Below are 21,831 nucleotides of genomic sequence, written 5' to 3'. Positions count from 1 at the left end.
GAGCGTGATGACGAGGTCGACGCTCCCAGGGTCGATGGTCTGCACCGACTTCGAGGTGTGGGTCCGGAGGTCGAAGCCGAGCTCGGCCATCGCCTGGATCGCGAAGGGGTTGATCCGCGAGGGCGAGGAGCCGGCCGACTGCACGCGTACGGCGTCGTCAAAGATGTCGCGTGCGAGGCCCTCGGCCATCTGGGAGCGCGCCGAGTTGGCGACGCAGAGAAACAGGACGGAGTCGAAGTGAAGTCCAGGCATGGTGTCCTCTCAGGCGGGTGCGGATGACGGAGCCGGGAACCAGCCCCTTGGTACGGTTGGCGAAGGCGACGAGCGAGAGCATCACCGGGACCTCGATGAGCACGCCCCCGACGGTGGTGAGGGCGGCGCCCGACGCGAGCCCGAAGAGGCTGATCGCGACCGCGACGGCCAACTCGAAAAAACTCGACCTGCCGATCATCGCAGCCGGTGCCGCGACGTTGAATGGCAGCTTGAGCACGCGGGCGAGCCCGTAGGAGATTGCGAAGTTGCCGTAGCTCAGGGCCGCTATGGTGAACGGCTTGATCAACCAGTTGACCACCAGGGTCAGGGCGAGGCCCTTGGGCTTCTTGCCGACGTCCTTGAGGCACGATGGCTCCACCTTGAGCATCATCGGGTAGATCGTCAGCCAGATGAGCACCGCGACGACCAGGTTGACCCGCGCCCACTCGAGGCGGGACACCACCTCGAAGAGCCCGGGGGCGACGAGCCCGAGCCCGATGCTAGCGGCGATGGCCAGCGCGACCCAGAGCGAGAGGAAGCGTTCAAAAATTCCCATGGAAGAGCCACAATCGTTCATCGCCGAAGTGCGATGTGAAGGTGACCGAAGAGCAGCGCATCACAAGGCCTCGACCAGGGCCTTGAAGAGCGCGACGGCGCCCGGCTCGACGCAGTAGCAGACCCGCGGTCCGTCCACCTCACCGCGGACGAGCCCCGCGTCCTTCAGCTGCTTGAGGTGCTGCGAGATGGTGGACTGCGCGAGCGGGAGTTCGTCGACGATGTCGCCGACGATGCATCCCTCTTGGTGCGCGAGCATGCGGAGGATGGCGACCCTCACAGGGTGTGCGATCGCCTTCGCCAGCCGGGCCAGATGCTCGTTGGCCTCGTCCTCGTCCTTCGGCACCGGCGGCATCGGCTCGGCCGGAGGGCAGCACGCTCTGGTCTTGGTCTTCTTCACGAGGCTCCCGTCAAGCGGCGAACGTTCATCGTCGATGTACGATGGGATGCACGTCGCCGTCAAGGTGTCCCACTCGCCCGAGTCAACCAGGTGCTCTTTGGTGTTGAGCGCCGCGAGGCGTCTCGGGGCGTCTCTCGGCCCGCGCGGGCCCAGATCGGTCCCGAGAGCGCGTCGCCGTGCGTCTTCGACGAGACGCGCGCGCTCTCGACGAGAGCACCGCGGCCGCTCGTCGCCGACGCCGCATCGCGCGGAAGCCCCGAAAAACGGGGCCAAAACGGCGAGAGCCCCGACGGTAGGACCGTGGAGGCTCTCACCGTCGACGACTCGCAGTGGGGTAAACTGGCTCCGCATGGGGAGCCGTTTGCGAACCGCTCTCTGGGGCTCTTTCGCGGACAGACCGCCGAGAATCGCACCGTCCAGCCGAGGGCCAAAGCCCTGCGTTTCGCGGCCTTCGAGGCGCCAACGCTGGACAGCTCTCGGGATTCGCAGCGTCCACTCGCGAGTGGGGGGCCACGCGCGACTGGCGCTCACACCCTGGCTCCTGGGCGCAACTTCCGAGGGGCCGCGGCCTCACTGCGCCACGCGGGCGAACGTTGCGGTGGTCACCCCGCCCCGGACGTCCCCTCGACGTAGCCGACGGGGATGAGGCCGGGAAGCGTCTCAACCCTTGTCACGCGGACGCCCGCTGCCTCGACTGCCTGCCGGAGGGACTTCGTCGTGAAGCGCCGCTGCCCGGGGAAGCCAGTCACGGCGAGCGCCCGCGACACGACCCACGAGAGCGCCGTCTCGTCGTGACAGAAGGTCGGAACGATGACTCTCCCGCCCGGCTTCAGCACACGGCGCAGCGCAGCCAGGGCGCCCGGGAGGTCCGGCACGAGGTGGAGGACGTTCGCCGCGACGACCGCATCGAACGTTCCGTCGTCGAACCGGAGCGCGTAGAGGTCGGCCTGCTCACATCGCACGTTTGTCACTCCGGCGTCTCGCACGCGCTGCTCGAGCGCGGCGACCATCGCCGCCGAGTAGTCGGTGGTGACCACCTCTCGTGCGCCAGCAGCGAGCGCAGGCGTGACGAGGCCGGTGCCGGCCGCCACCTCCAGCACACGCTGCAGACCGCGCGTCGCCTCACCAGCCAGCTCGACCATCCGGGGGATCGGTCGCCCGAGGAGCGACATCGATCGGTCGTAGTTCCTCGCGTGCTTGTCCCAGTAGCTTCGCCCGTCAGCTTCCATAGTCGAATCCTCGCTTCACGAGCGCGCGCCAACGCCGCTGTCGGTGGCGGTAGAACACTTCCGCGAAGATCCAGACGAACGGCGTCAAGACGCCGGCGCGCACCTCGACGATGTCGGTGTACTCCGTTCCCCCGCCTAAGCCGGGCTCGACGCGAATCGTGTGGTCCCACATCGTCGCGAGCTGTCCGGTGCCGTCATCACGCAGCACGCGCGCGGTACCGCTGGCCGATCGAGAGACCCTGATGAGCTGACGCCCGGCGGGCAGCCAGCCGAACACCAGCATTTGCACCTCGTAGGTCGCGTCCGACCAGACCGCGGGGAGCTCTGGCGGGTTCGTGGCGCGAAACCTCACCAAGGGCGCGGCTACGTGCTCGAGCAAGCGCGAGGTCTGGACCTCATCCCAGACCCGCTCAGGAGGCGCTGCGAGCCTCGTTGTGAGCATGACTCTCACGCTCGTCTCCTGTCTTGGTACGCCAGCAGCCGGAGCGCGTTGGCGACGACGAGCAACGTCGAGCCTTCATGCAAGGCGACCGCGACGCCCATCCCGGCGAAGCCGAAAATGGTCGCAGGGATGAGGAACGCCACCATGCCGAGACTGACCCAGAGGTTCTGCAGGATGATGCTACGGGCGGCGCGGCTGAGCCCCACGGCGAAGGGCAGCGCGCGGAGGTCGTCGGCCATGAGCGCGATGTCGGCGGTCTCGAGGGCGACGTCGGAGCCTCCCGCGCCCATCGCGATCCCGACGGTCGCCTTGGCCATGGCCGGCGCGTCATTCACGCCGTCACCAACCATCGCGACCCGACTCTTCGAGCTCGCCAGGTCGGCGATGGCGGTGACCTTCTCCTCTGGTAGCAAGTCTCCGCGCGCGACGCGGATGCCGACGTGCTTGGCGACGGCGTCAGCCACGCGCTGATTGTCCCCGGTCAGCATGATCGTCTGCTCGATACCGAGGGCGTGCAGCTCGGCGACCACTGCGCGAGCGCTCTCGCGCGGAGTGTCCATCACGCCGAGGACGCCGAGGAAACGGGCGCCCGATCGAACGACCATGACCGTACGACCGTCGCCCTGCAGCTTGCTCACGGCATCGGTCACGCTTTGCGGCAGCGTCCCGTCCCGCGTGAACAAGCCTGGCTTGCCGATCGTCACCTCGGCTCCGCCCACGGTCGCGCGAACTCCGTAGCCGATCACCGCCTCAACGCTCGCAGCTTCCATCGTCGCGAGACCAGGACGACGCGCGCCCACGCCGTCGACGATTGCGCTCGCCAGTGGATGATCGGACTGCCTCTCGACAGCCGCCGCGACCGCGAGGAGCTCGTCCTCCGACGCACCGTCGAAGGCGACGACGTCGGTGAGACGCGGCTTGCCTTCGGTGAGCGTCCCGGTCTTGTCGAAGGCGATCGCACGGACCAAGCCGAGCGATTCGAGGTGCGCACCGCCCTTCACGAGCACCCCGGCACGAGCCGCCCGCGCGACCCCCGACAGGACGGCGCTCGGCGTCGCGATAGCGAGGGCACACGGGCTCGCGGCAACCAGGACGGCCATCGCGCGGTAGAAGCTCCGCGCGAACGGCTCGTCGATCACGACCCAGGCGAAGAGCAGCCCAACGACGACGACGAGGATGACGGGGACGAAAGCGCGCTCGAAGCGATCCGTGAACTGCTGCGTCGGCGACTTCTGCGTCTCGGCCTCGGCGACGAGCTTCACGACCCGAGCGAGAGTGCTTTCGCTTGCGGTCTTCGTGACCACGACGGTCAGAGCCGCCGCCCCGTTGATGGTGCCTGCGAAGACGCGATGTTCAGCGCTCAGCGCCTCCGGAGCGACGAGAACAGCCTCCGGGTCAGCGACGGGGCGCTTGTCTACGGGGACGCTCTCTCCCGTGATCGGCGCTTGATTCACGCTGCTCGAACCCGCGCTGACGAACCCGTCCGCCGGGATCCGCGTGTTGGGCTTCACCAGGATGCGGTCGCCCACCACGAGCTCGGCTACCGCCACCTCTTCCTCGCGACCGTCGTCGTCGACGCGCAATGCGGTCTCCGGGACGAGCTTCGCGAGAGCGCCGATGGCGTTGCGGGCGCGGCGCATCGCGTAGCCTTCGAGCCCGTGACCGAGCGTGAAGAGAAAGAGAAGGAGCGCGCCCTCGAACCATTCACCCAGGATCGCCGCACCGATCGCGGCGAGCAGCATGAGGAAGTCGATCTCGAACTTGCGCGCGCGGAGGGCGACCGCGACCTCCTTCGCCGTGAACCAGGCCCCGAGGACGTACGCGGCCACGAAGAGACTCGTCGTGATGACCGAGGCAATGCCCGCCTTCTCGAGGCCCCAGGCTACGCCCGTAAGCGCACCACAAGCGAGACTGAAGACGAGCTCGGAGCGTTCGCCGAACGGACCGCCGTGCTCATGCTCGTGCTCGTCACGCTCTGCGGCGGCTGCCGCCGGAGATGCCGGCTCAACGTATGAGACGATCCCCGCCTTGGCCGCGACCGCGAGGAGCACCTCGCGATTCGTCTTCGTCGGGTCGAACTCCACGTAGAGGCGACGAGAGCCGAACGCGACCGATGCGCGCAGCACCCCCGGCTGACGGGCAAGCAGGCCCTCGACGAGACGAGCCTGGCGCTCGTGACGCAAGCCGACAGCCGGAGCCGACAGGTGCTCATAGCGGGCCTTCAACTCGGCTCCCGTGCTCTTGACCAGCGCCTCGATCTCCTCGAGCCGTACCGACGTGGGTTCGTAGTGGAGGCACAGCTTTGGGTGTGCCGGGTCATCCTGATCGACGTGGACCTTCGTGATGCCACGAGTCGCACCGAGCGTCTCGACCATCCGCCCGACGCATGCATCACACGCGGCGCCTTCGCTCGGCAGCACGATGTCTAGATCGAGCTTGTGCTTCTTCACGCCGCCCCCTCTGCTTGGGCCGCGTCGACGTCCACAGCGGGCTCTGGGCCCGCGCCGCTCGGAGGTTGCGGCTCCTCTTTGCGGTAGACGAACGCATACACGGTCGGAAGGACGAAGAGAGTCAGGAACGTCGCACTGACGAGGCCGCCGATGACCACGGTAGCCAACGGCCGCTGCACCTCCGCGCCCGCACTCGAGGAAAGCGCCATAGGTATGAAGCCGAGCGCCGCGACGGTCGCCGTCATCACGACGGCCCGCAATCGAGACTCAGCGCCTTCTTGCGCAGCTTCGAGCGGCGACTTTCCGTGCTCTCGTAGCTTCTTGATGGTCGTGAGGAGCACGACGCCGTTCAATACCGCGATGCCGAAGAGCGCGATGAACCCGATCGCGGCGCTGATGGAGAACGGCATGCCCCGCAGGGCCAGCAGGAAGACGCCGCCCACCGCAGCGAAGGGCACGTTGAGGTAGATGAGCAATGCGGGCTTGAGCTGCCCGAACGCCATGTAAAGCAGAATGAAGATCAGCCCAAGCGCGATAGGAACTGCCACCGCGAGCCGCTCCGACGCGGCGCTGAGGTTCTCGAACTGTCCACCCCATTGCACGACGTAGCCGGGCGGCATCTGCACTTGATCGCGTACCCGCCTCTGAGCCTCTCCAACAAACGAGGCGAGGTCGCGACCGCGAACGTTCGCCTCCACGTTCGTGCGCCGACGAACGGCCTCGCGGCTCACGCTCGCCGGCGAGTCCACGACTTGGATGCTCGCGATCTGACCCAACGGCACGAGGGGGCCGCTCTGGCCGCTCACGGGCAGGTTCCGCACCTGGTCGATGTCGTCTCGCAGGCCTGAGGGCACGCGGACCTGAAGGCGGAAGCGACGCTCGCCTTCGTACACTTCGCCGACGTTCCTTCCGCCGAGCGCCTCTATGGCATCGAGAGCGTCCCTCACCGAGATGCCGTAGCGCGAGGCGGCGGCACGGTCGACGGTGACCTCGAGAGTCGGCAGCCCGGCGAGCTGCTCGCCACGCACGTCGGACGCCCCAGGGATGCCGCGGACTACACCTTGAACCTGAAGGCTGAGTCGCTCGAGCGTAGCGAGATCATCACCGTAGATCGTGATCGCCACGTCGGACCGCGTGCCGCTGATCAGCTCGGCCATGCGCAGCTCGATCGGCTGTGAGAAGGAGAAGCCGAGTCCCGGCAGCGCCTCGGCGAAGCGCGCGGACATTCGCTGAATCAGCTCCTCGCGCGTGTGAGCGGTAGTCCACTCGTCTTGCGGTCTCAAGATGACGATGCAGTCCGACAACTCCACGCCCATCGGGTCGGTCGCGATTTCGGCGCGCCCCGTCTTCGAGACTACGGTCACGACCTCCGGGAACTCGCGGATGACGCGCTCGAAACGCGTCGAACCCTGCACGCTCTCCTCGAGGGAAACGCTGGGGAGCCTCAGAATCTGAATAGCGATGGCGCCCTCATCGAGACGCGGGACGAACTCGGCCCCCATGCGCGAGGCCACCACGCCGCTCGCGACCAGCAGGACGAGCGATATTGCGATGACCTTCTTCGGGGCCTTCATGAGCGGAGCCAGCAGACGCGGATACACGCGGTGGAGCAGGCGCACGATGAAGGGCTCCTTCTCCTCGGTGTGCTGACGAAGAAACGTGGCCACCAGCACCGGCACGAAGGTGAGCGACGCGACGAAGGCGCCGAGCAATGCGAACAGCACCGTGATGGCCATCGGCTTGAACATCTTCCCCTCGATGCCCGCGAGGGTGAGGATCGGGATGTAGACGATGACGATGATCGCCTCGCCGAAGAGCGCCGCCTTGCGCACGTCGAGCGTGGAGTTGAGGACCACGTCCGCCGCCTCGTTGTACGTCATCGGGCGTTTCTGCCCGCGTGCTGCGGCAGCCAGGTGCACGACGGCGTTCTCCACGACGATGATGGAGCCGTCGACCACGATGCCGAAGTCGATGGCTCCGAGGCTCATAAGGTTGCCCGAGAGCCCGAGAGCCTTCATGGCGGTGAACGCCACCAGCATCGCGAAAGGGATGGCTGCCGCGACGATAAGTCCGCCACGAATGCTGCCGAGCAACAGGAACAGCACCGCGATGACAAACAGCGCGCCTTCCGCGAGGTTCGTCCCGACCGTGTGGATGGTCCGGTTCACGAGGTCAGAACGGTCGTAGAAGACGTCGATGCGCACTCCAGGAGGCAGCGAAGGCGCGATCTGGGTGATCTTTGCCTTCACGTTCTCGACGACCTCGCGGCCATTGGCTCCGACCAGCATCATCACGATGCCGGTCACCACCTCGCCGCGACCGTCGCGCGTGACTGCGCCCTGACGAATGAGCGGCGCCAGGTGAACACGAGCGACATCGCGCACGCGCACGGGTACGCCGTCTTCGCGCGTCTCGATCAGCACGTCGCCGATCTCGTCGAGGCTCTGGATGCGACCCTCGCCACGCACGAGGAGCTGCTCGCCGGAGCGAACGAGGTAGCCGCCACCCGCCGTGGCGTTGTTGCGTTCGATCGCCTCGAAGAGGTCGTTGAGCGAGACGTTCAGCGCGCGCAGCCGGTCCGGGAGGACCTCGACCTCGTACGTCTTCAGCTCGCCACCGAACGAGTTGACCTCGACGACGCCGGGCACGGAGCGCAGCTCGTAGGCCACGAACCAGTCGAGCACGGAGCGCAGCTCCATCGGCGAGTAGCACTGCTCGGTGTCGGGCTGTCCAGGGGGGCACATGTTGTCTGCGCGCACCTCGAACTGAAAGATCTCTCCCAGGCCCGAGCTGAGGGGGCCGAGCTCCGGCGACGCACCAGCGGGAAGACGCTCGCGCGCCTGAACGAGGCGCTCGGAAATGAGCTGCCGCGCGCGGAGGAGGTCCGTTCCCTCCTCGAAGACGATCGTCACCGCCGAGAGCCCGAAGCGCGAGACGCTGCGAATCTCCTCGACGCCGGGGAGACCGCTCATCGAAGCCTCGACCGGGAACGTGATGGTGCGCTCGACGTCGACCGGACCGAGCGCCGGCACGTTCGTCAGCACCTGCACCTGGACGTTGGTGATGTCGGGGACCGCGTCGATGGGCAGTTGCTGCGCGCTACGCACGCCCACCGCTGCGACGATGACGACGAAGGCGAAGACGAGGAGGCGCCACTTTAGGCAAAGTTCGAGAAGCTTCTTCATGGCGAGTCCCTCAGTGCTCGTGGCCTTCGGAGAGCTCGCCGCTGCGTAGGGCGCTCTTCAGTGTGAATGCGCCGCTGACGCACAGACGTGCACCTTCATCGAGCCCCGAGCGGACCTCGAAGAAGCCGCCTGCGCGTCGCCCGAGCGCAACGGGCTGAGGCCGAAAGCTGTTCGGTTCGTCGGCGGGAACGAAGACGACGGTCTGCCCGTCGAGGGTCGCGACGGCGTCGGCCGGAACGACGAGCACGCGCTCGTCGGCGCTCCCGCCCACCAACTCGATGCTGCCGAAGAGCCCGCTGCGGAGGCGCGCGTCGGGTGCTTGCAGCGTCACGCGTACGGGTAATGAGCGAGTGCGCTCGTCGAGCGCGGGCGCGACGTACGTGATGGTGCCCGGCATCATGGCGTCGGGAAACGCGTGAAGGCGAACGACAGCAGCCGAACCCACCTGCACTCGCGCCAACTCCAGCTCCGGCACGTTGCCCCGCACCCAGACCTTCGTCGGGTCAGTTACGATGAACACGGGTTGGTCGGGCGTCGCGGTCTCCCCGAGTGTTCCGTGAACCGCGACCACCACACCGTCGATGGGGGCGGTCAGTGCGAGCTCACCCGCGCTCCCGGAGCCGAACACGGAGAGCTGGCGCCGCAGTCCTTCGACCTCGGCGCGCAGCTCGCCGACCTGAGCCTCCGCATCGATGAGCGACCGCTGCGCGCCGATCCCCTCCGTCGAGAGCTGCTGCTGACGACGGAGCGTGGACTCGGCTGCGGTCAGTCGTGCGCGAGCCTGGTCGAGTCGAGCGCGCGCTGTCGACACATCACTCGATGCGACCACGCCGAGGAGCTGCCCGCGTCGCACGGCGTCGCCGAGCGCGACCAAGACGCGCGTGATGCGTCCGGGGACGAGCGGGCCGACATGTGCCGTGCTGCTCGGCTCGAACTGGACTTCGGCCGGGATGGCGACGCCACCCGTCAGCGCGCGGCGCTCCGCGGCGGCGAGACGGATGCCGGCACGCTCGAGCGCCTCGGCGGAGAGATGCACCTCGTTCTCATGCTCGCCTTCGCGATGGCCGGCCTCTTCGGCGTGCCCGCCTTCCTCGGCGTGCCCATCGTTGCCGCCGCCCTTGTTGCAGGCCGAGGTCAGCAGGGCGATTAGGAAGGAAGCTAGAAGCGTGCGGTTCATGGGGTGCTCTCCTCGTGGTGGTCATCGCGCCAAAGGTCGACGCCGACGACCCGCTCGAGTCCGGCCAACGCGACGAAGTAGTCCTGCTGCGCCCCGAGTGCGTCGCTCTGGATGCGCAGGAAGCGTTCGCGCCCGGTGGAGAGCGCGAGGATGTCGATCTCGCCAAGCTCGAAGGAGCGGCGCAGCAGCGTGAGGTTCTCCTCGAAGCGCGGAAGGATCTCCGTCCCGTACGCCCGCGTGCGCGCCGCCGCGGCGACGACTTCGCTTCGGGCCTCCGCGATCTGCCCGTCGAGCAGGCGACGTGAAGCGTCGAGCTCGGCCTCAGCCACGGTCACGTCGGCGCGCGCCCGTGCCCGCTCGCCCTGGTTCAGCTGGAAACTCGGGATGGGAATCGAGACCACGCCCATGACGATGTCGTAGGCGCCCTCGCTCGTTGGATTGCCCTCGCGGCGGTACTGCACGCCGAGCGAGGGACGCGGCCAAGCTTCACGATCCGCGAGCGTCGATCGCGCCTCAGCCTCTCGGATCCGGGCGGCACCGGCGCGGAGACTTGGGAGGCGCTCACGAGCGACCGCGCTGAGGCGTTCGAGAGGCGGCGGGTCTCGCGGGCTGTCCACGGCTCCAGCTGGCATTGGTGGGGAAGCGACGGGCCATCCGGACAGCTGGCCGAGGCGAATGCGCGACGCCAGAAGAGCCTGCTGCGCTGCTACGAGGACCTGCTGCGCTTGAGCTACCTCGGCTTGTGCAAGCCGGAGAGCCAGCGGCGCAGCCTCGCCCGCCGAGATCTGCCGCTCGACCACCCGCAGCACCTCCTGCTGAAAGGTCACGACGCGCTCGGCGAGCCGTGCGCGCTCCTGCTCGACGAGGGCTCGATGAAAGGCGGCGTGAACGTCGCAGTGCACGGCCCAGCGGATCTGTTCGATCTCGGCGTCGGTGAGGTCCCGAAGGGCTGCCGCGGCGTCGATACGCGCGCCCCGTTCACCCGCGATCTGGATCTGCTGCATGAGCGTAACGTCGACATCGACGCCTGTGCCGGAGAGACCGAAGCGCGGGCCTGCGGCGACCGACACTTCGGGGTTCGTGGGTAGGAGGATTGACGCGGCCACACGTGCCGCCTCGGCGCGCGAACGTGTGCTTCGCGCGACCGTGAGTACGGGCGACCGCTGATCGGCGAACGCCAAGATGCCGCCGAGCGACACCTCGCTTCCAGCGGAGGGATCCGGCAGGGGATCGCTTTGCTCGGCGTGACCGGGATCGGCGCCACCGTCAGCAGGTCCGCGAAGATGAGGCGGCGGCGCCTCGCGAGCGTCGACGGCGCTCCTCGTCGGAGCTGCGTGGGCGCACGCGCCGACGAGGAGCGAAAACGCCACGGCGACTGCGCTGTTACTAGGCGTGATAGTAGTTGAGGGCAAGCGTGTGCGGTGCGATCGAGTCATCGAGTTCCTCAGCGCCAGAAGTAGGTGAGCGCGTGCTCCGCGCCCGTGTGGAGCACATCGAGCGCTGCGGTGCCGGTCTGGTGCGGCAGGAGCAGCGCGATGAGCAGGAGAACGAACGCCACCGGGAAGGCCGAGGGACCCTGGTGGCAGCAGCGCGCTGGCGTGCGCTCGGCGAAGGCGAGCAGCATTCCGATCCGGAACTTGAGTACCGCGGTGTCGCTCGCGCCGAGCGCAACGACCTCGCGAGAAGCCGGGCGCGCAGCTCTGACGATCGCATCTGCGAGCGGGAGCGGGGCTGCCCCGTGGATGACCGCCTCACGGTCGCAGTGGGCCTCGCGCGCGGCCTGCCACCGAGCGGAGTGCGGCTCCAGCAGAAACCGCCCGAACGGGTTCACGGCGAGCGCGACCTGGAGGAGCAGGTAGCGAAGCGGGTCGAGCGCGCGAACATGCTCGGCTTCGTGCCCGAGCGCGCTCGAGAGCATGTCGTCGGAGAGCCGGGCGGCGAAGGTCGTCTCGATGAACACGCGCGGCCTAAGCAGGCCATGTGTGCCGAGAGCGAAGGCCTTGTCATCGGTGACGACGACGCGGCCAACGAGGCACGCAAGCGCCGGGTCGCTCGCGACGATGCGCGTGATGCGGACCAGGAGCGCGCGGCCGGCGTCCGAGGACGACGAGCGCGCACCTCGATGGTTCCGGATCACACCCAGCGACGAGGCGAGAACGGCGGCAGCGAGTACGAGCGCGAAGAAGCCCGGCTCGAAGCACAGCTCAGCCGTGTCGTGATCGAACAGGCATGCCAGCGCGGACTTGCCCGTTTCGGCCTGGTGGAGGCCCGCCGAAAGAAGCCACGCGAGCGGGAGCACGCTCGAGCCTGTCAGGAGCACGTAGCGCAGGTTGAGTCCATGAAGCGGCCCTCCCACCTCGTCGCGCTCGAGCATCACGAGGCCCGCCTTGGCGAGCAGCGCGAACGCAGGGAGCACGATGAGCACGACGAACGCCGTGCCGAGCAGCGGAAAGGTCGCCTCGATCACGCGTCGAGCTCCTCTCGTCGCTTCTGGATGAGCGCCTCGAGGTCGTCGAGCTCGCCAGCAGAGGCCTCCGAGACCTTCTCTGCGAGCATCACCATCGCTTGGTGCCCACCGACCGCTTCGTCCAGCACCTCACGCGCAGTGGACTCCATGAACTCCTCGCGCGTGAGCTTCGGAGAGTAGAGGTAGCGCTTTCCGTCGCGCTCGCGCTCGAGGATCCCCTTCTCGTACAGCCGCGTCACGGTCGTCATCACCGTGGTGTAGGCGATGTCCCGCTGCTTCTCGAGGATGGCGAGCACATCGCCGACCGCGAAAGACGAGAGGTGCTTGCCCCAAACCACGTCCATGATGGTCGCCTCGAGGTCGTGAAGACGGAGTTCGAGGCCCTTCTTCCCTGAGCGAAGGCGGAACGTCACGGCTGGCTCCTGAGGTGGCTTCTCATCTACTAACCGCTATAGTAGTTGCGAATCCGGCCGATGTCGAGTGCGACCTCAACTCCGGCCAGATCGGAGCACCATGGAGACCATCGCCCAGCCCACGTCCTGCGGATGCCACACGGCCTGCGCCGCATCGGAACCTGACCTCCGGCCGGAGTCGGTGAACCGTGCGCTGCGGCTCGAGTACTTGACCGTCGGCTGGAACGTCGTCGAGGGCATCGTTGCGGTGACCGCGGCGCTGATCGCGGGTAGCGTCGCCATCCTCGGCTTCGGCATCGACAGCTTCGTCGAGTGCGCGTCGGCGCTCGTGATGATCTGGCGCCTACGCGCCGAGCGCGACCACCGGATGAGCGGTGAGCGCCTTGAGGCCATCGAGCAGCGCGCGCGCCGGCTCGTCGCGGGCTCGCTCTTCCTCCTCGCCGCGTACATCACTTTCGACGCGGCACAGACCCTCTGGACCGGCAACAAGCCGACGTTCAGCCCGGTGGGCGTGGCGCTCCTCGCGCTCTCGATCGCGGTGATGCTCTGGCTCGCGCGCGCCAAGCGGAAGCTTGCTCACGAGCTTGGGAGCGAGGCCCTCGAAGCCGACGCGTTCCAGACGACCGCGTGCTGGTGGTTGTCCGTCGCCGCGCTCGTCGGCGTGGGGCTCAACGGCCTGCTCGGGTGGTGGTGGGCCGATCCCGTCGCCGCGCTCGTCATCGCGGGCCTCGTCGCGCGCGAAGGACGGGAGGCCTGGAACGGCAAGGCTTGCTGCTGAGGTCGAATTGCCGCTTTGTGGGAGAAGCGGCTATTCGCGCCGGCCGCGCCGCGTCCCTCAACCGACCAGCTTCTTGAGGAGCGCCATCCCCCGCTCGGCCTCGGCGGGCGTCGCGTCGGCCAGCTCGAGGTACACGCGGCCGCGGGCATCGTAGAAGCTCTCGGTCTGGACGATCCACCGCTCCCGCTCGGGCGCGGCCAACTCGACGTCGGCGGCGAGCTTGTGGAGTGCGGCGCTCACCAGGCGGTGGTTCGTACCCTTCGGGAGCCGGATCTCGATCTGCGGCTCGGCCGTCCCGTAGCGGCTCTCGCCCTGGCTCACCGTCTTCGTCGTCTGCGTGTTCTGGCTCGTGGTCCGCATCGTCGTCCTCGCGTTCTGCAGGGCGGCTCGTCGCCCGTTGCGAGGGACATACAGGCTTCGGTTCGCGCCCCTAGCAAGGCCAAGAACGTCGGTTTCCGATGTCTTTTCGAGCGGTTGGAATAGCCGCGAGGTTCCGCGCCCTTCGGGCCGCCGAGCCGACGGAGGCCGATGGCCTACATCCGCCGCGTGAGCCCGGTGCGGAGCATCTCGGCGACGAGCGACGCGGCCAGCTCCTCGTCGGTCTCGCCCTTCACGTCGAGCTCGACCTCCTCGAACTTGCGCGCGTTGGCGATCACCCACTCGATGTACTTCGGCACCGTGAAGTCCTCGACCCCGAACGCGATGTCCTGCATCGCCTTCACGATCTGCAGGGCGGTGCCTTGGAACACGCGCCCGTCTCTCATCACGATCTTCATGCTGCGGTCTCCTTCCGGCGCGCTCGCCAGCTGCCCGAGTCGATGACGGGGCGACCTTCGACCTGCTCGGGCGCGAGGAGGTAGGTCTCGACGGCGGCGCCGTCCTCGAGGGCGATGCGCGTGCGCCGATAGAAGCGCGGGTGCCCTTCGAGCCGGTCGAGCGCGGCGAGCGTCGCCGCGTCGACCTCATACACCTCGCCGGCCACCGCGTGCTCGCCACCGCGCACGAGCCCGGGGAACGCGCCGAGGTCGCGCAGCTCGAACGCCGGCTTGGTCCTCGCCTCCGCGACGAGCCGGGCGCCCGTGAGGAGTCGGTGGTTCGGCTCGCCCGCGAGGAGCGTCCCGTAGACGAAGACGCGCGTGGGCGCGCCACGCTGGCCCTTGGGCGCGTTCATGGCTCCACCCCCGCTGCGGTGGCCAGGGGCGCGACGTCGAAGCCCAGGCGGGCGTACGCGCGCCACAGGACGCGGAAGTAGCCGGGCTGCGGCGCCCAGGGCTCGAACCCGTCCTCGGGCTGCAGGTACGTCGTCGCGCGGCGGCGTTGCCCGTGCTCGTCGAGCACCAGCTTCACGACGCGCTCGTAGGCGAACGGGTGGCCCTCGAAGCGATCGAGCGCGCGGAGGTCCGCGTCGTCGAGGCGGTAGAGGAGCCCCTCGACGCGGGCGCCGCGGGCCCGCACGACGCTCGCGACCGCCCCGTCCCAGCGGTGGCTGAAGCCGCCGAAGGCGAGCGCGTAGTTGGGCAGCACGGCGCGCGCCACGGGCTGCGCGCTCGCGCACCGCGAGCGCATCTGCTCGTCGTCGAGGTTCGAGCCGTACGCGAAGTAGAGCACCTGTCCCATCTTCTCATCTCGCCGCGGGCCGAGGCCCGCCGTAGTCATCCATCGCTTCCGTTGGCGGCCGAGTCCAGGGCCGGCGTCGTGGCCGGCCCCGCGGCCCTCACGCTGCTGCTCGGGCATCGCCCACCTCCTCGCTCGCCGGGGCGCTCGCGGCCGGGCGGCGGTCGCGGCGCTCGCCCTTCCAGGCCGCCGAGCCCGCGAGCTTCTTGGTGAGGTGCAGGCGCGCGGTCTTGAACTCGTCGCCGATGAGCCCGAGGTGCAGGAGCACCACCCGGAAGTCGTACTTGGCGGTCGCGGGGTTGAACTCGCGGCGCTTGCTCGACGCGGCCTTCGAGCCGAGGGCCTTCGCCGCCATCGCGAGCGCCAGCTGCACGTAGGCCTTCACCTCGCCCGCGTGCAGCGTCCCGTTGAAGTAGCGCAGCTCGATCGTGCCGCGGAAGAAGAGGCTGTTGAGGTTGAGCCCGTGGTAGCGCGTCTGGTCGTAGCGCTGCGGGCTCGTGTTCCGGTACCCGTACCAGGCGTCGCTCACCTCCTGCATCGTCTTCGGGCGCCGCGCTTCGAGGCGCTCGATGAAGCTCGCGTCGATCGGGCGGCAGTAGCGGCTCAGGCGTGTCTCGCTGACCCCGAGCGCGTGCTCGAGGAGGCGCTCCTGCTTGTGCACCAGCTTCACCAGGTTCGTGACGCTCTTGGCGTCGAAGCGGCTGCCGTCGATGTGGATGTGGATGCCCGTCGAGGGGTCGGCCTTCGCGCCCGCGGTGCGCACCGCCCGGACGACGTTCTGCAGCTCGTCGATGTCGTCGTAGCCGAGGACCGGCGAGACGATCTCGCCGCTGTTCTCGCCGCCGCTCAGCGAGCCGTCCGGGACCACCTGCCAGCGGCGCCCGCGCGCGTCGGTGATGCGCCAGCTGCGGTACTCGTCGGCGACCGTGCCCCCGACCACGCTGTGGATGGCGCGGGCGAGCTTCTCGCGGCTCAGGCCCACCGTCTCGATCTCGATCCCGAATCGCAGCGTCTTCATCGTCGTCGTCCTCGCGTTTCGCGCGGGGCCCAGTGCCCGTCGCGTGAGGACATACAGGCTTCCGTTCGCGCCCCTAGCAAGGCCGAACACGTCGATTTCCGAGGTCTTTTCAGGCACTTGGAATAGGCGCGACCTTCCGCGAACTTGGGGCGTCGCGGCCGTCAGGCCACCGCGACGCCCCCCGGATCTCGCTGCCCTTCACGCGCTGGCTGCGCCCGCATTCGTGAAGAGCGCGGCGGCCTCCTCGGCGCCCAGGTGCGAGAGGTAGTGGCCGAGCGCGCGGCGGAAGAACTCCATGCGGTTCTTGATGCCGCGCGTGCGCCACGCCTCGTCCATGCGCTCGACGACCTCGGCCTCGAGTCGCAGCGGGAGGATCTTCACGTCGACGGGCTCGCCGTTGCGCTCGCGCGTCTTGCGCGGGCCGACCGGGATGCGGCCCTTCTCGGCCTCGCGGATCTTCCAGCTGAGGTAGCGGCGGTCGTCGCTGCCCGTCGCGCGGCCGACCGCCTCGAGGTACTTCGCCTGCAGCTCCTCGATGCTCATCGACGTGAAGCGCCCCCTCACGTGCGTCGCCGTGGCCGCGCTCGCGTCCGACGCGGCGCTCTCCTCGGCGGGCGTGTCGACCGCGGGCGGCGGGCTCTCGGGCGCGGCCGGCTGCTCCGCTCGGGCGGCGAGCGTCTCCTCGATGCGCCGGATGAGGAACTTCCTGTTCGGGCTCCGCGACGTCTCGCCCACCACCTCGTGGAAGCGCGCCTGCAGCTCCGGCAGGCGCAGTCGCTCGAGCTCGTTCCTGGTTCGCTTGTTTCGGTTGCTCATGGTCCATCTCCTCGTCGGGCGCCGGGTACACGTCACCCTTCACGCGCGCGCCCTGGCTCGCGTGTCGGGCTGCGCTCCGCGATGGAGCGCTCTGTCGGTCAGGTCGTCGTCAGTCCTTCAAGTCGGCGAAGCACTCGAGGTCGATCGCGCGCGGGTCGCAGTGCACGAAGCTCGCGCTCCCGTCCGCGCGCAGGTGGGCGACGTCGAGGCGATCGAGTTTCGTCACGCCGCCGAGTCGTGCGAGGACCTCGTCGTCCGTGAGGAAGTAGTCGTCCGCGTCGACGTTCACGTCGGGGCGCAGGGCGCCGCGCATCACGCCGAAGATGCGCACGCGCTGTCCGTTGAGCCCCGGGATCTCGCTACCGACGTACGTCGTTGTTGCGCCGATGACCTTCATCGCTCCTCCTTCTTCGCGGCGGCGAGTCCCGCCCGGTACGCGGCCTCGAGCGCTGCGCGCAGCTGCCACACCGCGAGGTCGTGGAAGTCGAGGCTGTCCGAGCGGCGCGTCTCGAGCGTCGAGAGCCCGAGATGCTGCTTCGCGATGTCCTCGATGACCTTGCTGTCGCTGGCTGATCGCTCGCGCTTCATGCGGGACATACAGGCTTCCGTTCGCGGGGCTAGCAAGGTCGTTCCGCGAAGAATCGACCTCCCTGCTCCACTCAGCGCGAGGCGACTCGCCACGCGGCCTTCGAGCCGTAGCGAAGCTGCTGGCCCTCGACGAGGAAGACGTCGTTCGGCGCGGTGCCCTTCTCGTACCGGGGCTCCTCGCGCTCGTCGTCGTCGCAGTCCTCGTCGTCGTCGACGAACTCCTCGCGCACCGCGACGCCGGCGACGGCGTTCTCGAAGGGCCAGTTCTCCTGGCTCATGATCATCACCTCGGCGTCGGGGTCCTGGTCCTGCAGCAGCTCGATCAGCTCGCTCACCTTCATCGTCGTGCTCCGCTTCGGGGTGGTCCGTGAATGCGCCCCGTTCGCGAGGGACATACAGGCTTCCTTCTGCGGGCTATCCAAGGCGAAGAAGCGAGAATCGACCTCGCTCGCGGAACTGCGCGTTACCTCGCCAGAAGTTCGGGGAGCCTCGCCAGATCGAGCCACCCGCGCAGCACGCGGGCTCCGACCCGGAGCGCGGTGGCACCGACGCCGAAGCTCGTCTCGCGGGCGCGTCCCGCGGGCTTGTTCACCGTGTTGTCCCAGAGCCCGTAGTCGAAGGTCGCCATGCGGCCGTGCTGCTCGTCGAGTCGCTCGAGCACGCAGACATGCTCGGGCGGTGCGAGGTACAGGATGTCGCCGGGCCTCGGTCGCAGGTCGCGCTTCGCCCAGACGAACGCGTCGCCGGTCGCGAAGACGAGCCGCGAGAGGTTCGTGCCGCTCTGCCACGGCGCGCGGCCGCCGTCGTCGTCGCGGTTGAGGATGCGCTCATCACGGAAGCCCAGCTCCCGGAGCACGTAGTGCGCGAGATCGCCGCAGGCCGAGTAGCCCTTCCAGCGGTTGCGCCGCTCGGTGACGAGCTCGAACACTGGGTCGCCGAGCACGCGGCCTGCGGCTCCGTTACAGGCGAAGCGCGCCGCCTCGACGGCGGCGGCCCGGAGCGTGACCTCGTCGACGAAGCGACGCGCGGGCGAGGCCTGCGCGTTCATCACGCCGCCTTGTCGTGCAGGTCCTCGATCGCGTCCTTGAGCGCGACGAGCGCGGCCTCGACCTTGGTGACGGCCTCCGTCTGCGCGCGCGGCCCATCTCCGCGACCTTGTCGAACAGCTCGCGCAGCGCGGCGTCCTTCTTCTCGTTGATGCGCCAGAAGGCCCAGCCGAGGACCGCCACGAGCCCGTAAGGGCCGGTCGCCTGAAGCCACGTCGCGATGGTGCTGAACTCGTTCATGTCGTTCTCCTCGTCGTCAGGCCACGGGCGTGGCGGGAAGCAGGTCTCGAACGTCAGCGGCGCGCCGCACGCCCGTCGCGCGCCGTACCGCCTCCTCGAACGCGACGTTCGGAGCGAGCCCGGCCTCGAGACGCAGCCATGCGTAGAGGACCAGCCACGCGCCGTCGGCGTGTCCGAAGTAGTGGTGCGCGAGCACGCCGGGCAGCGCCTTGCTTGCCTCGGCGAGCGGCCCGAGCTGGAAGTTCCCGGCACGCAGCCCCGGCCAGCGGCGCGGGACCTCGAGGCCCGGCGCCGGCGCACTCGTAGCCCAGCGCACCAGGGCGGCGACCGCTTCCGCCTGCGCAGGCGTTGGCAGGACATACTGCCCCTCGTGTGCCCACGGCGCCTTGATGCTCCGCTCCCACGGGAGGCCCTTGCGGAGCAGCCGCGGGTAGTACGGGTTCACGACCTCGACACCGAAGGACGGGCCGTTGTGCACGGGTCCGGCGTGCCAGAGCACCTCGGACGCGAGGTCGCCGTGCTGGGTCAGTTCGCCGTCCGGCCCGAGGACGAGATGCACGCTGAGCCCTCGCTTCTTCAGCACGGCGATCGTCGAATCGACGCTGCGCGTGACGGTCTCGTGGATGACGAGCTCGGTCGCGCGCGTTCGCTTGCCCTTCGATACGAAGCGCGCGGTGCCGTCCTCGAGGAAGGTCCGGACGCGCACGCTGTCCGGCGCGCTGGTCGCGACGCCGCGAACGACGAGCCCGCTCACTGCCCGGGCTCCTTCACGCGGGCGGCCTCGGGGAGACGCGTTTCGATCTTCAGCCCCCGCGGGAACCAGCGCGCGACGTCCTCGGCCGCGACCGGCTTGGCGAGCTTCGCGTCGACTCGCCCTTGCTTGTCCTTGAGCGGCGGGATGACCTTCTTGCGCTTCACCAGCTCGGCGTGGACCTCGTCGACGAGCATGCGATGGAGGTGTCCGAAGCTGCCCGGCGCTGGGTGTGCGGGCTCGGCATCCGGCGACCGAAGCAGGAACTCTGTCGAGCGACACGTGGGGCACGCGGGGAGCGGCACAACGGCCGCGTCGGCCTGGTCGTCGCGCGCGACTCCGACCTCGAGCGAGTCGAGCACGATGCGGTTCTCGGCGGCGCACTTGCCGCAGCGTTGAAGGACCTCGGTGGCGTTCAGCTCGTGGATCGACATCGAGGCCTCCTCAGGCGACCGCCGTGTACGTGCCGAACCACCAGACCGTCCCGAGCGCGGGGATGGTCTGGTAGCTGAAGTAGCCGAACCCATCGCGATCGACGGTGAACGTCGACGGGTTCCCCGAGAAGCCGCTCGACTGACTGAGCGACGAGAACGTGATCGACGACGGTGACGCCGGGAAGCGGTTGCGGAAGTTGGTCGCGCCGCCGCCCGCGAGCGTGCGCGTCGCCGTGTCGGCATTCGAGTACTCCATGCCGAGTCGGCCAACCTCCTGGACGCTGCCCGTCAGCTCGAACGCCGAGTTCGTGGTGCTGCTCATGGGCAGATTCCACGAGCGATCCCACGTCGTGAACGTCGCCTCGTTGTTGAAGTCGTGGAGGAACTCGAGCGAGTTGCGGCCGAAGCGGAAGGCCGCCGAGTTGTAGAGCGTGCTGTCGCGCGTCCAGCCGGCGCCGTTCCACGAGGCGTTCAGCGTGAACCAGACGGAGTCGCTGTCCGCGTAGATGCGCAGGTGCGTAGGCGCGGTGCCCGACGCATTCGAGTCGAGGATGAGCGCCTTCGATCCGCCGAGCGCGGGCTGCCGGATCGTTCGGTGCTGGCCGGGGTTCGCCTCGTTGCCGCGGAAGTGGTCGCCCTCGACGGCGTCCAGGATCTCGGCGAGCGAGGTCTCGACGTTCACAGCGTTGAGGTTGTTGCCGGCGTCGGCGACGGAGATGGCCGACGCCGCGTGAGCGCCCGCGGCCTGGTTCACGTGGCCGTTGAGGCCGCCGAGCAGCGTCACGAGAGCCGCTCGCAGCGTGCCCGCACCGATGGCCGTGGGCGCGCCGGCGATGGCGTCGACGCCCACGAGGCCCGCGCCCGGAGCCGAGGCGCCCGTCGCAAGGAGGTCGGTGACGATCTCCTGCAGCTGCGACTGCACGTTGATGCCCGCGATGTTGTTGTGCGCCGTCGCGGCGATGGCGCTGGCTGCGTGCGCTCCGGCCGCGGCGCTCACGTGCGTGTTCAGGAAGCCGAGGAGCGCGGCGAGCTGCGTCTTCACGGTGCCAGCGGCCAGCGCGTTCGGAGCACCGGCCGACGCGTCGACGCCGACGCGGGTGGCACCGGACGAGCCCACGGCGCCGGTCGTGAGGTCGTCGACGACCTCGTCGATGGCCGCCTGCACATTGGCGGCGCCGACGAAGCCGTGCGCAACGTAGTCGACGGCGGTCGCGGCGTGCCGGCGTGCCGCCGCGGTGAAGTGGTCGCGCAGCTCCGCGTCCACCTCGTCGAGCGAGGCCTGCACCGTAGCCGCGAGCGGGGCGAGGATGCTCCAAGCCCCCGTCACGACGGAGACCGAGGAGCCCTGCGCGAAGATGAAGGCCTGCCGTCGCGAGGTGTCGAGGTCGGCGACGAGGATCTGCGTCTGCCCGGGGCGTCGCCGCACGTCGCAGAGCAGCAGCTCGTCGGCCTGCAGCGCCGCCTTGGGCGCGACGCCGATGGCGCCCTCGGGCGCCTGACGGACCACGAGCTCGAACGACTCGTCACGCCGGAAGAACACCTGCTGCGAGTTGCCGTCCGTGCGGGGGTCGGAGAGCAGCCGCTTGAAGCGGAGGAAGATGCCGAGCCAGCGCTCGTTGCCGACCGTCGCAACGTCGGTCGGGATGCCCACGAGGTCGACGGCGCAGTCCACCGTCTGGCCTGTGCCGAAGAACATGCGCTGGCCGAGGTTGTCGTACGCGCGCGCCGGCGCGGTCAGGTCCACCGTCAGGTCGGGCACCGGCGAGTGCGGGGCCGGGACGGCACCCGCGACGATGCCGTAGATGTTCAGGTCCGCGGCGAGGTCCCGGTCGGCCTTCTCGAGCAAGGCGAACGCGAGGTCGAGCTCGGCCTCGGTGACGCGCTGGCGGAAGTAGAAGTCGACGCGATCGGCCATGTCCTTGCCTCGGAGCGCACGGGGCCCTCCGGTGAGGCAAAGCCGGCCGACGCGGCTCTCG

The 21,831-nt window shown here is 68.9% G+C and carries 24 protein-coding genes; 1 reads left to right on the top strand and 23 read right to left on the bottom strand.

Annotation, left to right across the window (positions count from 1 at the left end; translation table 11 throughout):
- Positions 1-157: 157 nt before the first annotated feature.
- From IPH07_25165 to IPH07_25120, 10 genes are all read right to left on the bottom strand, one after another.
- Positions 158-808 (bottom strand): hypothetical protein, encoded by a 651-nt coding sequence (locus IPH07_25165; protein MBK6920713.1) that lies wholly within the window; start codon positions 806-808, stop codon positions 158-160.
- Between the two features lie 60 nt (positions 809-868).
- Positions 869-1,162 carry a winged helix-turn-helix transcriptional regulator gene (locus IPH07_25160; protein ID MBK6920712.1) on the bottom strand — a complete coding sequence of 98 codons (294 nt, stop codon included), beginning with the start codon at positions 1,160-1,162 and terminating at the stop codon, positions 869-871.
- A 647-nt stretch (positions 1,163-1,809) separates the two neighbouring features.
- Entirely contained in the window at positions 1,810-2,379 is a 570-nt protein-coding gene (locus tag IPH07_25155; protein MBK6920711.1) for a class I SAM-dependent methyltransferase, read from the bottom strand.
- A gap of 46 nt (positions 2,380-2,425) precedes the next feature.
- Positions 2,426-2,878, bottom strand: a complete 453-nt coding sequence (locus tag IPH07_25150) for a hypothetical protein (protein ID MBK6920710.1) — start codon at positions 2,876-2,878, stop codon at positions 2,426-2,428.
- Positions 2,879-2,883: 5 nt separating this feature from the next.
- Positions 2,884-5,253, bottom strand: coding sequence for a heavy metal translocating P-type ATPase (locus IPH07_25145; protein ID MBK6920709.1), 2,370 nt, complete (start codon positions 5,251-5,253; stop codon positions 2,884-2,886).
- 71 nt (positions 5,254-5,324) lie between these two features.
- Positions 5,325-8,513, bottom strand: a complete 3,189-nt coding sequence (locus tag IPH07_25140; GenBank protein ID MBK6920708.1) for an efflux RND transporter permease subunit — start codon at positions 8,511-8,513, stop codon at positions 5,325-5,327.
- A gap of 10 nt (positions 8,514-8,523) precedes the next feature.
- Positions 8,524-9,690, bottom strand: a complete 1,167-nt coding sequence (locus IPH07_25135; protein MBK6920707.1) for an efflux RND transporter periplasmic adaptor subunit — start codon at positions 9,688-9,690, stop codon at positions 8,524-8,526.
- Positions 9,687-10,889, bottom strand: coding sequence for a TolC family protein (locus IPH07_25130; GenBank protein MBK6920706.1), 1,203 nt, complete (start codon positions 10,887-10,889; stop codon positions 9,687-9,689). The genes IPH07_25135 and IPH07_25130 overlap by 4 nt, the downstream gene beginning before the upstream one ends.
- A gap of 245 nt (positions 10,890-11,134) precedes the next feature.
- On the bottom strand, positions 11,135-12,157 hold the full coding sequence (locus IPH07_25125) for a hypothetical protein (GenBank protein MBK6920705.1): 1,023 nt from the start codon (positions 12,155-12,157) through the stop codon (positions 11,135-11,137).
- The gene (locus tag IPH07_25120; protein MBK6920704.1) at positions 12,154-12,501 is read right to left on the bottom strand and encodes a BlaI/MecI/CopY family transcriptional regulator; all 348 of its coding nucleotides are present in this window, start codon (positions 12,499-12,501) and stop codon (positions 12,154-12,156) included. The genes IPH07_25125 and IPH07_25120 overlap by 4 nt, the downstream gene beginning before the upstream one ends.
- A gap of 169 nt (positions 12,502-12,670) precedes the next feature.
- Between IPH07_25120 and IPH07_25115 the strand changes: the two genes are divergently transcribed.
- Positions 12,671-13,348: a cation transporter gene (locus IPH07_25115; protein MBK6920703.1), complete on the top strand. Its 678-nt coding sequence runs from the start codon at positions 12,671-12,673 to the stop codon at positions 13,346-13,348.
- A 57-nt stretch (positions 13,349-13,405) separates the two neighbouring features.
- On the opposite strand, the gene IPH07_25110 is transcribed toward IPH07_25115, so the two are convergent.
- From IPH07_25110 to IPH07_25050, 13 genes are all read right to left on the bottom strand, one after another.
- Complete coding sequence (locus tag IPH07_25110; GenBank protein ID MBK6920702.1) at positions 13,406-13,708, bottom strand: hypothetical protein; 303 nt, start codon at positions 13,706-13,708, stop codon at positions 13,406-13,408.
- Positions 13,709-13,881: 173 nt separating this feature from the next.
- Positions 13,882-14,112: a hypothetical protein gene (locus IPH07_25105; GenBank protein MBK6920701.1), complete on the bottom strand. Its 231-nt coding sequence runs from the start codon at positions 14,110-14,112 to the stop codon at positions 13,882-13,884.
- Between the two features lie 8 nt (positions 14,113-14,120).
- Positions 14,121-14,519: a gamma-glutamylcyclotransferase gene (locus IPH07_25100; protein ID MBK6920700.1), complete on the bottom strand. Its 399-nt coding sequence runs from the start codon at positions 14,517-14,519 to the stop codon at positions 14,121-14,123.
- Positions 14,516-14,956, bottom strand: coding sequence for a gamma-glutamylcyclotransferase (locus IPH07_25095; protein ID MBK6920699.1), 441 nt, complete (start codon positions 14,954-14,956; stop codon positions 14,516-14,518). Before IPH07_25095 ends, IPH07_25100 begins: the two co-directional genes overlap by 4 nt.
- 106 nt (positions 14,957-15,062) lie before the next feature.
- A complete protein-coding gene (locus tag IPH07_25090) occupies positions 15,063-15,980 on the bottom strand; it encodes an amidoligase family protein (protein MBK6920698.1) in 918 nt (305 codons plus the stop codon).
- A gap of 198 nt (positions 15,981-16,178) precedes the next feature.
- Entirely contained in the window at positions 16,179-16,796 is a 618-nt protein-coding gene (locus tag IPH07_25085; protein MBK6920697.1) for a hypothetical protein, read from the bottom strand.
- Between the two features lie 109 nt (positions 16,797-16,905).
- Positions 16,906-17,193, bottom strand: coding sequence for a hypothetical protein (locus tag IPH07_25080; protein MBK6920696.1), 288 nt, complete (start codon positions 17,191-17,193; stop codon positions 16,906-16,908).
- Positions 17,190-17,384 (bottom strand): hypothetical protein, encoded by a 195-nt coding sequence (locus IPH07_25075; GenBank protein ID MBK6920695.1) that lies wholly within the window; start codon positions 17,382-17,384, stop codon positions 17,190-17,192. The genes IPH07_25080 and IPH07_25075 overlap by 4 nt, the downstream gene beginning before the upstream one ends.
- Before the next feature lie 71 nt (positions 17,385-17,455).
- Positions 17,456-17,725 (bottom strand): hypothetical protein, encoded by a 270-nt coding sequence (locus IPH07_25070; GenBank protein ID MBK6920694.1) that lies wholly within the window; start codon positions 17,723-17,725, stop codon positions 17,456-17,458.
- Positions 17,726-17,847: 122 nt separating this feature from the next.
- Positions 17,848-18,432, bottom strand: coding sequence for a hypothetical protein (locus tag IPH07_25065; protein MBK6920693.1), 585 nt, complete (start codon positions 18,430-18,432; stop codon positions 17,848-17,850).
- A 254-nt stretch (positions 18,433-18,686) separates the two neighbouring features.
- The gene (locus tag IPH07_25060) at positions 18,687-19,376 is read right to left on the bottom strand and encodes an N-acetylmuramoyl-L-alanine amidase (GenBank protein ID MBK6920692.1); all 690 of its coding nucleotides are present in this window, start codon (positions 19,374-19,376) and stop codon (positions 18,687-18,689) included.
- A 44-nt stretch (positions 19,377-19,420) separates the two neighbouring features.
- Positions 19,421-19,855, bottom strand: a complete 435-nt coding sequence (locus IPH07_25055; protein MBK6920691.1) for a hypothetical protein — start codon at positions 19,853-19,855, stop codon at positions 19,421-19,423.
- A 10-nt stretch (positions 19,856-19,865) separates the two neighbouring features.
- On the bottom strand, positions 19,866-21,770 hold the full coding sequence (locus IPH07_25050) for a hypothetical protein (protein ID MBK6920690.1): 1,905 nt from the start codon (positions 21,768-21,770) through the stop codon (positions 19,866-19,868).
- Between the last annotated feature and the right edge of the window lie 61 nt (positions 21,771-21,831).

This window comes from Deltaproteobacteria bacterium (genome assembly GCA_016709225.1).
Classification (GTDB): domain Bacteria; phylum Myxococcota_A; class Polyangia; order Nannocystales; family Nannocystaceae; genus Xiheibacterium; species Xiheibacterium phototrophicum.
The sequence above is the reverse complement of the archived record's forward strand: the minus strand, read 5'-3'. Positions and strand labels throughout refer to the sequence as shown.